Source organism: Tenacibaculum aquaeponti, assembly GCF_052084715.1.
Lineage (GTDB): Bacteria > Bacteroidota > Bacteroidia > Flavobacteriales > Flavobacteriaceae > Polaribacter.
Genome location: NZ_CP197288.1, coordinates 3,500,326 through 3,513,905 on the forward strand (window position 1 = coordinate 3,500,326; position 13,580 = coordinate 3,513,905).

Sequence of the window (13,580 nt, forward strand, 5' to 3'; positions counted from 1 at the left end):
GAGATTTAATTGTAATGCTATGTTTTTTTATCGACCAAAGACCGATATTAAAAAACTCAAATAATGACAAAAAACCTTCGATTAGCACTATCAGTTTTAGGGATGGTAGGCTTATCAACAATGGCCAATGCACAAGGAATGTTAGATGGTTTCACACCAAAAAAAAGATCACTTTCTGTTACAGCTTCTTACTCTAGAAGTCAGTTTGATGAATTCTATTTAGGAAAAGAAAAAGTCGATGCAGTTCCAGTACATGAAAAAATTAACCAAAACATTTTCTCTTTGTATGCAAAATATGGAATCACAGATCGTTTATCTGTAGCGGTTAACTTACCTTTTATTTCTGCAGATAATACAAGTGGTTTGGGAGATCCTATAAATGGAGAAAACTCTATTTCAGGTTTACAGGATATTTCTATTGCTTTAAAGTTAAATGCACACAAGTTTAATTTTAATAAAGCAGATTTAAATATTATTACAGGTGTTACAGCTGTAATTCCAACAGGTTATGAGCCTAACGGAATTTTAAGTCTTGGTAGTGGAGCATTTGGAATTGATGTTACAGCTGGTTTACATTTAAACACAGATGTAGGTTTTTTCTCTACTATTTTAGCTGGATATAATTTCAGAGGAGATGCAGATAATGATTTAACTCCAGGAGGAGAATTTGGTGTTCCAAATGCATTTGTAACTACAGGTAAAATCGGATATTCTAGTAGTTTTATTTATGTTGAAGCTTGGGCAGATTATTTAAATTCTGAAGAAGGAGTAGATATTGCTTCTCCAGCATTTAGAGGAAATTTCCCAGAAACTAATGTAGATTATAGTAGAGTAGGAATTACTGTTTATAAAAATATTATTCCTTCTTTAGGTGTAAGTGTTGGTTATGGTAGAGTAATTGATGGAAGAAACTTAGGTGATTCTCAAATTTATACTGCTGGATTAACATATAATTTATCGATTTAAATTATTACCATAAAATAAAAAAAGGCGTTTTAAAACGCCTTTTTTTATTTTCTTATTTTTCTTAAAATATCTTCTAATCCGTTTAGTTTTAATTCATAAACAAGTCCCATCATTTGTCCGAGTTTTCCTTTAGGAAAGCCTTTGTTTTTATACCAAACCATGTAATATTCAGGAATGTCAATTAAATATGTTCCTTTATATTTTCCAAAAGGCATTCGCATATTGGCTGTGTCAACCAAAAACTGTTTATCGGTTTCCATTATTTTTTATACTTGTTTAGTAATCCAAAATCAAATAAAGTCCAGTATGAAGCTTTCATTCCACTACTTTTAAAACCATCATTTACCCAAGTATTACAAGTCTTTAAAGGAGAATAAGAACCTTTAGCTTTATACAGTTTAGAATTTGGATACATTGTTTGTGTAAGTATGATTTTTTCTTCTTTTTGATTTACTTGAAAAGTTTCAGAAATGAATATATTGAGTTTAAAAAGTTGGGTTTCATTCACAGGAACTTTAACCCATTTTTTTTGTTGAAATCGATGAGAAGAAACTTCTATTAACGTTGGATTATCTAAAAATAAAGCTCCAAAAGCATATTTAAATTTAAAGTCTGCCCAAGTAGGCGTATTCATATAAAAATTTTCATCACCCCAACCAAAACGAACAAAATTATCAGTTGAATTTAGCTGTAATTCATTATTTAAATCAAGAGAAAGATTTTGCTTAGGAATAATAATACTCAAATGGATTCCATTAGAACTTAAATACACAAACTTTGTTTGATTTACCAAAGGTTCATCATTTACTGTAATGAAACTAATAAGAATAGAAACACCGATATATAAAAGAATACCCAATAATGAGTATGCAGTATATTTCAGTATTTTCTTAACATATTTCATCTATTCTTTACCATCAACGTAATCTTGTAAATAACTATAACGTTCAGTTAATTCACCTGAATTTGTTGTCATTTTTGCACGAGCCAAAATTCCGTTTTCATCATTGTTATAAAATGCAGGAATCACATGATTTAAGAACATTTCCCCGAAACCTTCACTAGCATCTTTTGGAAGTTCACATGGTAAATTATCTACAGCCATTACAGTGATAGCATTTTTATTTTTATAATCGATTTCTGTTTCTGAAGCAGCATCGTAACCGTAAATAGGATCAGCAATTGTAGATGCTCTTAATGTGGTTGCAACTGGGCCATCTACATCACAAGAAATATCTGCCACGTATTTAATATTAAAATCTTTAGATTTCACATCTTCTCTTGTGTATAAATACGGAGCACCGTCACCATAAAAATGACCAGCAATAAAGAAATCTGTTTCTTTTGCATACGGCATGAAATTACTTTCGTATCCGGTAGGGTCTTTATAGAATTCAAATTTGTTACCTACTTTCCCATCAGATCTTTTTGCATATTCCATAACATCTACCATACAATATACAGGTTCTGTGAATTTTGAAGTTAAATATAAAGCATCACTTACTTCTTTAATTTTTAAATGATCTAAAATCTCTTTGGCTCCATAAGCCACTTTTCCTGTCCCAGAAAGTAAAATTTTAATATTAGGAAGTGTAATTTTATTCAATTCTGCTTTTACAGCATCTAAATCTTCTAAAGATTCTACTTTTGGTAATTCAAAAGTGTTTTCCTTTAGTCCGATAGCTCTAAAACCATTATAAGCACCAACTAATCCAGCATATCTACCAAAACCAATTAAACGAGCTCCATTTTCTTTAATAATAGTTTCATGATCGAACATTTCAATGTTCTTTTCAAGCATTGCTTTTAATAGTTTTCTATTATAAGGTTGCTTTTTTATTGTATGACTAAAGAAAAAGTATTTTTTATTTGGAATTAAGTTTTCAACTGGTACTTCTTTAACGCCTAACAAAATATCACAGTCAGAAAGATCAGTAACAATTTCAAAACCAACATCTTTATATTCTTGATCGGAAAAAACTCTAATATCAGAACTCTCTACAACGATTTCAGCTTGAGGAAATTGTTGTTTAAATTCTTTTAATTTACTTGGAGAAAATACAACTCTTTTATCTGGAGGGTTTTTACGTTCTTTTATTATTCCAAATTTCATGGGTGATTATTTAAAATTTAAACAATTTAAGTGTTAATTGTTGTAAATTACAACAAAGCAATGCAAAAATAACGATTTTAATCAGCCATACAAGTAGTATTTAACAGTAAACCAAATAAAGATTTTTTTTAATAAATAATAAAAAAACTCCTATTATATAATAGGAGTTTATGTCCGAAAAAAAGAAAGTAATTAGTTTCTTGGAGTAGTGTTAATAGCTTCGCAATGACAACCAACTAATGGATGGCAAGAAAGTTGTTGTCCATCTGGGCAATCTGGAATTTTTTTATTTCCTCCATTAATTTTTAATTGATCTACTTTATTTAAAATAGTACCTATTTGAGTGATTGATTTTAACATGATTATTCAATTTTAATAGTTGATTATAAATCGTAAGCAATATCCTTACATACACAATATCCTAAGTTATAGTCGTAAACAGCTTCTTGATTTTGATGACAAGCATAATGTTTATTTTTAGGCCCCCAGTTATCTCTATTTTTACACCAGTTAGGGTCGCCAGGACCTCCACCTTTAATAGATTGTTGTGCTTTTTTTGTTAAAAGAGTTCCAATTTTTGAAATTGATTTAATCATAATCTAAAGTTTTATAGTTTCCCTTACTCTATTTTAATGCTTTTCAGGTTTCGCATTTTTAAGTTAACTCAATCCAAAGTTGGCTTGTTTTTAGAAGAAAAAGAAATGTGAATAGATGTTATTTATAAAAAATGGAGGTGTAATTTTTAAATTGTACCCATGTTTTATTTGTTTAAGTTGTTGTTTATTAGTGTTTTGTTTGTTTTGTGGTAGACGATGGATAAAAAGTAAGAAAAGGAAAGATAAATAGTTTAATTTTAGAATATCAAAACAATAGTCATATGAAATCATTATCAATTGAAGACCTAAAAAAGTATAAACTAAGTAAAAAAGCCTTAATTAGTATTATGGCAAAAGAAGGTAAGTTGGATACCTCTGGAGACGAAGATTGTTATCCTACAGCAGATAGGCCTAAGAAAAAAAGTAACGAAGATTGTTTGTAGTAAATTAATTGACTAAGGTTAAACTTCCGTATTAATTTTTTCTATAAATTGATACGGGGTAATACCTGTGTGTTTTTTGAAAATTCTTGTAAAAGATTTTGCATTTTTATAACCTCCAATTTCACCAATAGCTTGTGTAGTATAAGCTCTTACCTTTTTGTCTGTACTTAATATTTTTACGATGTGATTTATTCTAAGATGATTGGTATATTCACTAAAACTCATTTTCTTATATACTTTAATTACTTTAGATAAATATGTAGTATTAGTACCAATTTTTTTAGCAGCATTGTACAAATTAAATTCCTCTTTCAAGAAATATAAATTATTTTCAATTTTTTTAAGCCCTTTAATAATCTCTTGATGTTGTTTATCATTTATAGTAATATTTGAATTACTTTCTTTTTCGATATTTTTATTTGTAACACTTAGAAGTAATTCTTCTAATCTCAGTCTTGTCTTTTTCTTTTCTTTATTATTTTTAGCTATTAAAAAAATACTTAAAATAAGTAGAGCTATTAAAAAAGATATGGCAATACTGTAATTTTGATTTTCGTTTGAAAGCTTTTTAATTCTTTTTTCTAAATCATTAAATTGAATTAAATTTTTAGTTGTCTTTTTTTGAAGTTGTTCATTTTCTGAAACTATAGTGAATATTTTTTTGTATTTTTTAAAATAATATCGAGCAGAATCTATATTACCTTCTTCTAAATAAATTTGAGAAATGTAATTATGAGCATTAACTAAGTTAGTATCTAAATCATCGTTTTTTTTAACTTTAAAAAGTTCTAAGAGGTTTTGTTTAGCTTTATTTAAATTACCTGAATTAAAGTAGTTAACTCCTAAGTTGTAATGTGTTTTATAAAGGTCTGATTGAGATTTTTTATTTTTAAAATATGATAATGCTTTTTCAAAAAAATCAGTTGCTTGAACATATTCTTTTCGCAAACTATAGGTTGTACCTAAGCATAAATCTATTTTAGCAGTTTTGTCAGCAGTAAGTTTAAAGTTTTTATCGTTAAGAATATTACGAAAACAATTTAATGAAGAGTCTAAATATACGTTATTAGTATTTTTTTCTTGATAAATAGTATTGTATACGTTTCCAAGATTAGATAAAGTCTTAAAACGTCTTTGATAATATTTTTCGCCTAAACTTTTCTTATGATCATCTAAAAAATTAAGAGCCTTTTTTAATTGAAGAACAGATTTGTTTAAAGAACCTATATCTTGATAAATTAAACCAATATTTGATTGAATTTTAACCATTCTTTCAATGTCTTCTGCTTTATTAGCAAAAGTTTCAGCTGTTAAATAATATCTTAGTGCTTGTTCTAGCTTTTTTCTTCTTTTATTGGTGTTACCTAAAAGAATATAAATATCAAAAAGTATAGAATAGTTCTCTGGTGAAATTGCAATTCGGGGTAAATATTTGTAAATACTATCTTTAAAAAATTGTTGATTTAGTTTCCTTTTTTCTTTTGTTTTTAAATATTCTGTTGCAGCATAACCATAAGTTTTATATGTAATACTTTTAGAATTTATAAGTTCATTCATGTAAAAAAGTACACTATCTATGCCTATATTCTTTCTTAAATTGAATTTTTGTTTTTTAGCTTCTAGAGGATTTTTGAGAGTTTTTGCATTTTGAGAAAAAATGTAAAAACATGAGAATATTATAGATATTGTTAGGTAATATTTTCGCATAGTATTTTACTATAAATATTTACAGAAGATGATCAAATGTATAAAAAAGTGTTTAATAAAAAAGAATGCATTAATTTTATGTATTAATAAATTTGATTTACTAGTTTTCTAAAAGTTTGTTTTTTTATCTTTGCCACCTGCATTTTTTGAGAAGAATAAAAATTTGAAGAAATATGTATTAAATGTCAAAAAGTCTGTACTTAACTACTGGTACATTTTTTGTTGGTATTAAATTAATTCTTTGACATATTGGGGACGACTGGTTTTGACAGCAAGATTAGTGAAATTGTAAGCATACCGAGGACTGAAATGATGCTCGTTAAACTTATTTCAACAATTTAAATGGCGAAAATAATTACGCTTTAGCTGCTTAATAATCTGAATTATAGTAAGATTCAAGCCTCGGTACACAAGGTGTACAAGCTAAATGTCCACGGAAAGCCTTGGTTTACGGCGTTTCATTTCTGGGCATCATAAAAGTAAACATAGAAAACTTAGTACTTCGATAAGTTTTCGAAACTTAAGAAGATAAGCTAAAAGTGGATTGTTTTTAGTCAGCTTTTAGACGAAAATTAAATAAAAACTAAGTATGTAGAAAGCTCTTGAGCTACTTGTTTGGACCCGAGTTCGATTCTCGGCGTCTCCACAAATAAACCCTGTAAGCATTATGTTTACAGGGTTTGTTGTTTACGGGTGTCAATTTAGGTGACAGTTAAAATCACTATTAAACCTTTCTATTACCTCAATTTTCACTACTCAAAAACGCATAAAACATCGGATAAAATTTTATGTTCTTTATAGAATATAACATATTATTTTAATGAAGTTTCAAAACAACATTCATTTGGGAGTTATCGTCTTTCTTAATAATAGATACTTTTGTTCAAAATCCCATTGAAATATAAGTAGTTTTTGTATTATTTTTCAATTCATAAGTGGTTTTTACTAACCTATTAATTATTTCTGCTTCACAAATACAAGTTTATGAATCATCTAGTAAAATACCTGTTTGGTTTGTGCTTTAGTCATTTTCTTTAACTAATCGTTTAACATACCTAATTCTTCTAAAATATCACGCTTCATCCTACTTAAAGGTCTTTTTTGAAAGTCTTTTTCATCTAATGAAGTACCAAATGCTAATCTATATATTTCCTCGTTTGAAATTTTTTGATCCACTTTAGACAATAGCCCCCTTAATTTTACGAGATAATCCACCGAATAGAGCTTTCTTAAATTAACTAAATCATGAATCTCATCTTTATGTGTCTCATAAATTTCTTCCAATTTAAAAGCCTTAATTGTGTTATCCTCTTTTGAATTAGGTATTCTTTTTATTTGAAACTTATACTGGTTTAAACCTTTTATCCAATAACTAAATTTTAAATTGGTATCTTCTTTTATATAAGGATGTAAAAAATCAGTAGTATTCATTTCAATTGACCCCTTAACACTACTGTTACAAATATGACAACTTGGTATTAAGTTATAAAAAGACAAAGCCAATAATGGATATGTTTCTTTTGGATACCAATGGTCAAATTCTGGTCTTGTAATTTTATTAGGGTTTATAACCGTTTTTGTATAAATTCTATTACAATAAACACAAGTTTGAATATTTAAAGAGTTTGCTAAATCATAAGTAGAATATTCAGTTTCTTTTTTACCAAAACTACCTTTATATTTAAAAATAGAATTAATATTAAATATTAATTCTTTATACCTATCAAAAACATGATTTTCGGCAGTATTTCTATTTTTAGCCCTTTTTTTCTTTATCCTCAAATAATCTTTCCATTCTGTAGTATTTACACCTGTTATTGCATACAATAACGAATAATGATGATAACTCAAATCTTTTGGTAAATCCGTTAATATTCTTTTAATTCGTGCTTCATTAAGGAACGTTTTCAACTCACCTGTTGGTAAATCATTAACTCTTTTTTTTACTATTGGAAAAAGTTTTTCTAAATGCTGTTCTTTAGCAGTTAATATATGTGGTGCGTATGGATCTAAAAAAATCATTCGTTTCTATTTAAAATGTCTCGTAGATATTTTGTCTGTTTATGAATCATATCATTAATAAAGTTTTCATCAACTTCAATCTCACTAAGCATTTCAGTTAGCTTGTTCCTTAAAACAGGTTCTTCTATAAGCTTAATTATTTTTTTTACTCTAACAATTCCTTCTCTATCATAACCTTTGCCTTCTTTGTGATTTTTGTCATTCTCATTAATCCAATCAATGACTTCTTCAATTTTTTTCTTAGCAAATACCCCCATAGAGCCATCTGCTAAAAAAAAATTACTAGCCAATAAGTCATGAATATTTGCTGCAAATGTTTCACCCATTGTATTATTTATATTTCCATCTTCTAATTTTAAAATATTTGTAACAGGTATATCAGAAAGAATAAATGGCGAATGTGTAACAAAAATGCAATTGATACTTTCAATATCATTAAGATTACATCTTTTAATAGCTTCTAGCAAATCATTAATAAAACTACGTTGTAATTCTGGGTGATAATACAATTCTATTTCGTCGAAGATTAGATTTATGTATTGGTATTTGTAACGAACCTTGTCTCCGTCAACTGAATTTAAGTATCTTAGATGATACATTATAGAACTAATAGAATATATATATTGTTTTTCACCTGAACTTAATCTTTTTAAAGAATTGTTCTCATCATTATTATCAAAATAAATTTCTGTTTTAAAAATTGGAGGAGGAATACAGTGTATTAACCATTCTCCGTCACTATTTTCTTTGATAAACTTTGACAAACTAATTACATTATTATATCCTTCGTTTTTGTCATTGTAAATAACTAAATCTTTAGCATAATTATATTTTAGAAAATTTACAGCTTGAAAAAATTTATATGTAATATGGGAACAATCAATATTTAAGGCATCTAAATACCCCTCTATATTTAAAAATTCATCACCCTTACAAAATTCACCATATTGAGAATACTTGTCAGACATACTTATTAACTTATCAATAATGTATTGTCTTGCATATTTATCATAAATGGTTTTAGTTCTTATCGAACTCTCCAATGAAAAAGTATCTTTTATAAATGCCCATTCTTTTTGGTGTGTTGTATTTTCTAATACTTCTTCTTTCCCAAAATCATTTTCAAACTTTTTAGTATTAAGTTCTAACTTCAACCTAGTTGCTAGATGACCACTAGCTAACTGCCTCATACTATTTTCTGGAGATTCCCCATTTAAAGGTTCCAAAATATTAGCTAGTAAACGCTGACGCGCTAAATTGTTTTCAGTATTGATATCATAATTTCCTCCTGTTCGCATTGGATTGATAACGATTGGTGTTTGATACGCATCATTTTTATGAAATAGTTCTTGAATCCAAACACCAGTTTCTTCTGAGTTTAATGCATATTGTGAATAATTCAACACTAATGAATAAAAGAAATAATCTATAAAATTTTCTTTAATACTATTTTTACCAGATTTATTTACAGGTTTAAATTGGCTATTTCCATTTCCATCAAAACTGAATTGTATAATATCGCCATCTATTTGATAATATATTTCTACCTTAAGTTCTTTTTTTATTTGAAGAATCTCTTTTTCTAAATCGGTTAGATACCTTAAGTGGTTTTCGTTCCAATTAAGCTGAGAAATCTTCTTTTTAAGTTTTGAGAGCGTTTCTACCGTTTCTGTAGTTTCTAAAACTTCTTCGCGTAATTTTGAAATCAATATCTTAGTGTTCGATTGCGCTTCGTATATTCCTTTTTTTCTATCTTTTACATTTTTTGAAATTTCATCTTCATGAATACGGTGTTTTAAAATCTCTTTATCCAACGCTAATAAATACGCAGCTACAAACAACAATTCTATCAACGTACTTTTTCCACTTCCATTTTTACCAACAATAGCTGAAATATTAATTTTTAAATCTGAATTAATTGGAGAATATAAATCAAATTCATCTTCAGGTATTTCAATTTCAGCTACATTACTGTTTTTGTTTTTAGAGTTAAATTGAATTTTATCACCAGTTTCATCCAAAAACTGATATTCTTGGTAAAACTTGTAAATTTCTCCTTTATTTAGATTTTTACTAAACCTTGTGTCACACCCTTCCAAAGGGCGTATTGCTAATAACTTAAATCCCTTCATATCATCTAAATTTTATCTATAATAAATTCAAACATGGGTTTAAATACTTCAAAATGAATATCATCTATTGTTGGCACAACCTCTTGTGCAAAAACCATTTTTTGAGAGTCACTTATTTCTAAAACTTGACCACCACCAACTTTGTTTTTAGTGGTAAATTTATCACTTGTTTGATCGCAATAAAAAAGATGTTCCATTTCTACTTTTGATTGATATCCGTAGGTTTCATTAGTTCTTTCATTAGCTATAACTTGTTTTTTTATTTCAGATATATTGGGAACTGGAATTAAAAAAGCATAGCTATTTTTAGTTTCAACTTTTTTACAAATACCCTTGTAAGGATCTGCTTCCAATAAAGCTCCATCGCTTTTAAGAGAATTCCAATGATTATAAGCTTCATCAAAGTCAAACAAACCAAAAATAGGTTTACCATTCATTTCTGTTTGAAATTTATCACTACTTAATATCTTTCGAAGATATTCGCACCCAAATCCAAAACATATATCAAATGGAGGTTCATAATCATATAAACGATTCCAAGCTTCATATAGCACAATAGGATCTGAAAAACCTTCTGTAAACAGAATTGGTTTATTTTGACTATGCGTATGCATAATACTTAGTAACTGTTTATCGTAATTCACTTTAAAGAGTTCACTTGATAACTGGCTTACTGCAAAGTTCTTTCCTACTTTATGACATTTCAAATCATTTTCTTGAAATCTGAATAAGTTTACTTTTTTTTCTAAATCACCAACCAATGTTACTGCGCTATGACTGCTCATTAAAACGTGATTAGTTTTAGCAGAAGCCTCACTAATTTCATTTACTTGACTTAAAAATTTATGTTGCCATTCTGGATGTAAAAAAGAATCTGGTTCGTCTAATAAAGTGATACAGTTTTTATCTTTAAACAGCTCAGTTAATGCATAGATATAAATGGATTGAAATTGACCATCACTAAATTGGTCAATTTGTATCGTTTTACCTGAGTTTAAAGTAATATCAATTTTAATATCTTTTAAGTATCCAATAGTTTTTAAATTATCAAAAGCAATAAATAAATCTAGAGGACTATAGTGATTGAATGATTCCTGGAATTTGCTAAAAGATTTATATAATATATATTCATCTTCATTTATATTTCCTTCGTTTCTAGCTCGTCCTTGATAATCAAATTTAGTAACACTCCAAATTTTATTTAATAGAGCTTTAAAGTAACCTTCTGGAGACCAAAACCTTTTAGTCTCATCAAACTCATCAAATTGAAATTTATCCTTACTATTGGCATAATTAGGTCTTTTGAAGTCTATCCTTATTTCATTTCCAATAGTTTCAATGCCCAATTTTTCTTTTATAAATATTTTGGCTTTATTGGTGTCTTCTTGTAATAATAACACACTCAACAATAAAGATTTGTATTGATTATCAATACCAGTAAAACGTCTAGTTACCTCGCTTAATAAGTTTTCATTTTTTCTTTTAGTATCTAAAAGCTTTTTATGATTTTCATTGGATGTTTTTAAAAGACTGCTTATAGTTTTATTATGACCAGAATAGTAAACTAGAATGTTTTCAGGCAGTTTTAATTTATCTGGTGTCGTATCTTGTTGTTCTTCATTTATCCATTTAACATCTTTCCATTCTAAATAAATGGTTTCTCCTTCTATTTCATAGATTATTGAATAATTGAAAGTCATCGGATAATCCTCTTCTGATAAATGCTTAAATATTTCTAAAATGGCTTCGAAGAAATTAGATTTACCTGTTCCATTTTTACCAACAAATACTTCTAAAAAATTATCGCCTTCAAACCTAACTTTAAAATCCTGTAAATTTTTATAGGTTCCTTTTATGTGAACTTCTTTTAACCTCATAGTTAATTTATATTATTAGGTTAAAAAACCTCCCTCAAAACACTCTGCATTAACATCTCACTATGTTCTTGGCTTTGTTGTACTTCTTCCTCTAAAGCATCACATAAACCCATTAAAGCATTTACTTTTTCTACAATGGCTTTTTGTTCTTCTAGTGGTGGAAGTGGAAGAATTGTATTTTTAATTTTACTAACGTTTAAATTGGGTTGTGCTCCACCTTCTGCTAAAAGTCTAATTTCATCATAAATTTTTCTAAAGAAGTATTTAATATATTCTTTAGAGTCTTTCGAAGTTTTGTAGAAAACCATTGCTGCAACAGCTTGATTAGTTGCTCCAGGAATAACTAATTCACTTATTTGTCCACGTGTTTTTCCTTGACCATACATAGCTATAATTAAAGTCCCTTTTGGGAAAACTTTACAATTCGTTTCCTGTAATGCTTTTTCTGTAATTAACTTTTCTGATTCTTTTGCATATAAATCATTTGTAGCAGAGCTTGTATACCAAGGTATTGTACCATCATAATAAGAAGAGTTTGATTTTGCTGGTGTTGAACCAGTTCCAACATTTACTAAATCCTGTAACCTACACCAAACCCAACCATTAGGTAATTCATAAGGAATTTTATCTTCGGTAATAGGAGCTAAGATTTTTTTCCTTTTAATTTTTTTGTCTTTTATGAGTTGTGCTTTCTCTTCTTGTATACGTTTTAATAAAATAGAAGCATCTTCTACTTTGGCTCCGCTCAATGATTGTTGTTGACGCCAATCTGCTGTGAGTTTACCTTGTACTGCTAATTGTAAAATCGTTTCTCGTAGCTTTTTAATGTTGGTGGTTTCATTAAAGAAACTTTTAAAATGGTCTTGTAAAAAAGCCCATACTTGTTTTGCGTTATTGGTAGTAAGTTGGTGTAATGCAGACGTCACAAAATCTTCTTTTAAACCAATACGTTGTACCGTTAATTGCTCTAATTGTTCTACTTCCTTAAAAAGGGTTTCTACTACTTTTACGATTTCTTTTTGTTCTTCTAGTGGTGGAAGTGGGATTGGTAACGCTTCCCATTTTCCTTTATTAATTATTGGCGTTGCGGAACCTGATGCTTTTCCTAAAACATTTTTTTGAAAAAATGGTGACTGGCAAACAGCTTTAATATAAACAGAAGGAATAAATATTGGTGTAACGGTATTTATTTGCTGATTACAACTAACATCAATTTGATTAATGTTACATTTTCCAATACTTCCCCCAATGCAAACCATCATTAACGAGTTTTTTGGAATTAATCTCCCAATCGAAATTCCTAATTTGGATAATCCTGCAACTGGATATTTCATTAATTGATTTGAAATATCAGCAGGTCCAATAAAAGGAATGAAATTTCCATAATTCTCAGGGTTCTTTTTAGGAGGTGTACTTCCAGTTTGTGTAAATCCTGTTTCTCTAACTCTACACCAAACCCAGCTTTTAGGCACTTCGTAAGGGATTTCTTCTTCAGTTAATTTAGGTAGTACTTTTTCTTTTTTTATCTTTTTTTTCTTAACAAGTTCCGTCTTTTCTTTTTGAATTCTTATTAATAATTCTGAAGCAGGTTCAATAGCAGGATTTTTTTCTCTCCAATTCGCAGTCAACTTACCCTGAATTGCCAATTGTAAAACCAACCCTTTTAATTCTTCAGTATTTTTAGGATGAATGGTTAGTTCTTTAAAGTGTTGTAGTAGTTGCAT

At 28.3% G+C, this 13,580-nt stretch carries 12 protein-coding genes and 1 other RNA gene; 3 read left to right on the forward strand and 10 right to left on the reverse strand.

Going from position 1 to position 13,580, the window contains the following annotated elements; all coding sequences use genetic code 11:
- Positions 1–63 precede the first annotated feature (63 nt).
- Positions 64–966, forward strand: coding sequence for a transporter (locus tag ACSIGC_RS16025; RefSeq protein ID WP_442265787.1), 903 nt, complete (start codon positions 64–66; stop codon positions 964–966).
- 44 nt (positions 967–1,010) lie between these two features.
- On the opposite strand, the gene ACSIGC_RS16030 is transcribed toward ACSIGC_RS16025, so the two are convergent.
- The 5 genes from ACSIGC_RS16030 to ACSIGC_RS16050 form a co-directional block, all read right to left on the reverse strand.
- Positions 1,011–1,226, reverse strand: coding sequence for a DUF3820 family protein (locus ACSIGC_RS16030; protein WP_095073421.1), 216 nt, complete (start codon positions 1,224–1,226; stop codon positions 1,011–1,013).
- On the reverse strand, positions 1,226–1,870 hold the full coding sequence (locus ACSIGC_RS16035; protein WP_442265788.1) for a DUF2459 domain-containing protein: 645 nt from the start codon (positions 1,868–1,870) through the stop codon (positions 1,226–1,228). The genes ACSIGC_RS16030 and ACSIGC_RS16035 overlap by 1 nt, the downstream gene beginning before the upstream one ends.
- Positions 1,871–3,079, reverse strand: a complete 1,209-nt coding sequence (locus ACSIGC_RS16040; protein WP_442265789.1) for an NAD(P)-dependent oxidoreductase — start codon at positions 3,077–3,079, stop codon at positions 1,871–1,873.
- A gap of 192 nt (positions 3,080–3,271) precedes the next feature.
- Positions 3,272–3,439, reverse strand: a complete 168-nt coding sequence (locus tag ACSIGC_RS16045) for a hypothetical protein (RefSeq protein ID WP_442265790.1) — start codon at positions 3,437–3,439, stop codon at positions 3,272–3,274.
- 23 nt (positions 3,440–3,462) lie between these two features.
- On the reverse strand, positions 3,463–3,675 hold the full coding sequence (locus ACSIGC_RS16050; protein WP_442265791.1) for a hypothetical protein: 213 nt from the start codon (positions 3,673–3,675) through the stop codon (positions 3,463–3,465).
- A 281-nt stretch (positions 3,676–3,956) separates the two neighbouring features.
- On the opposite strand from ACSIGC_RS16050, the gene ACSIGC_RS16055 reads away from it, so the two are divergent.
- Positions 3,957–4,118, forward strand: a complete 162-nt coding sequence (locus ACSIGC_RS16055) for a hypothetical protein (protein WP_442265792.1) — start codon at positions 3,957–3,959, stop codon at positions 4,116–4,118.
- Between the two features lie 18 nt (positions 4,119–4,136).
- Here the strand turns inward: ACSIGC_RS16055 and ACSIGC_RS16060 are convergent, their stop codons facing one another.
- Positions 4,137–5,675 (reverse strand): helix-turn-helix domain-containing protein, encoded by a 1,539-nt coding sequence (locus tag ACSIGC_RS16060; RefSeq protein ID WP_442265793.1) that lies wholly within the window; start codon positions 5,673–5,675, stop codon positions 4,137–4,139.
- A 401-nt stretch (positions 5,676–6,076) separates the two neighbouring features.
- On the opposite strand from ACSIGC_RS16060, the gene ssrA reads away from it, so the two are divergent.
- Positions 6,077–6,474: a transfer-messenger RNA gene (gene ssrA / locus ACSIGC_RS16065) on the forward strand.
- Positions 6,475–6,863: 389 nt separating this feature from the next.
- Here the strand turns inward: ssrA and ACSIGC_RS16070 are convergent.
- From ACSIGC_RS16070 to ACSIGC_RS16085, 4 genes are read right to left on the reverse strand one after another with little or no spacing between them, the layout of a single operon-like run.
- Positions 6,864–7,847 (reverse strand): hypothetical protein, encoded by a 984-nt coding sequence (locus tag ACSIGC_RS16070; protein WP_442265794.1) that lies wholly within the window; start codon positions 7,845–7,847, stop codon positions 6,864–6,866.
- Positions 7,844–9,979: an AAA family ATPase gene (locus ACSIGC_RS16075; RefSeq protein WP_442265795.1), complete on the reverse strand. Its 2,136-nt coding sequence runs from the start codon at positions 9,977–9,979 to the stop codon at positions 7,844–7,846. The genes ACSIGC_RS16070 and ACSIGC_RS16075 overlap by 4 nt, the downstream gene beginning before the upstream one ends.
- Before the next feature lie 5 nt (positions 9,980–9,984).
- Positions 9,985–11,856 (reverse strand): AAA family ATPase, encoded by a 1,872-nt coding sequence (locus tag ACSIGC_RS16080; protein ID WP_442265796.1) that lies wholly within the window; start codon positions 11,854–11,856, stop codon positions 9,985–9,987.
- A 20-nt stretch (positions 11,857–11,876) separates the two neighbouring features.
- A complete protein-coding gene (locus ACSIGC_RS16085) occupies positions 11,877–13,580 on the reverse strand; it encodes a restriction endonuclease subunit S (RefSeq protein ID WP_442265797.1) in 1,704 nt (567 codons plus the stop codon).

Coding starts and splice junctions, on each gene's coding strand:
- ACSIGC_RS16070 (WP_442265794.1), bottom strand. CDS start 7,847: ATGATTTTTTTAGATCCATACGCACCACATATATTAACTGCTAAAGAA.
- ACSIGC_RS16045 (WP_442265790.1), bottom strand. CDS start 3,439: ATGTTAAAATCAATCACTCAAATAGGTACTATTTTAAATAAAGTAGAT.
- ACSIGC_RS16055 (WP_442265792.1), top strand. CDS start 3,957: ATGAAATCATTATCAATTGAAGACCTAAAAAAGTATAAACTAAGTAAA.
- ACSIGC_RS16060 (WP_442265793.1), bottom strand. CDS start 5,675: ATGAATGAACTTATAAATTCTAAAAGTATTACATATAAAACTTATGGT.
- ACSIGC_RS16025 (WP_442265787.1), top strand. CDS start 64: ATGACAAAAAACCTTCGATTAGCACTATCAGTTTTAGGGATGGTAGGC.
- ACSIGC_RS16030 (WP_095073421.1), bottom strand. CDS start 1,226: ATGGAAACCGATAAACAGTTTTTGGTTGACACAGCCAATATGCGAATG.
- ACSIGC_RS16035 (WP_442265788.1), bottom strand. CDS start 1,870: ATGAAATATGTTAAGAAAATACTGAAATATACTGCATACTCATTATTG.
- ACSIGC_RS16085 (WP_442265797.1), bottom strand. CDS start 13,580: ATGCAACTACTACAACACTTTAAAGAACTAACCATTCATCCTAAAAAT.
- ACSIGC_RS16050 (WP_442265791.1), bottom strand. CDS start 3,675: ATGATTAAATCAATTTCAAAAATTGGAACTCTTTTAACAAAAAAAGCA.
- ACSIGC_RS16080 (WP_442265796.1), bottom strand. CDS start 11,856: ATGAGGTTAAAAGAAGTTCACATAAAAGGAACCTATAAAAATTTACAG.
- ACSIGC_RS16040 (WP_442265789.1), bottom strand. CDS start 3,079: ATGAAATTTGGAATAATAAAAGAACGTAAAAACCCTCCAGATAAAAGA.
- ACSIGC_RS16075 (WP_442265795.1), bottom strand. CDS start 9,979: ATGAAGGGATTTAAGTTATTAGCAATACGCCCTTTGGAAGGGTGTGAC.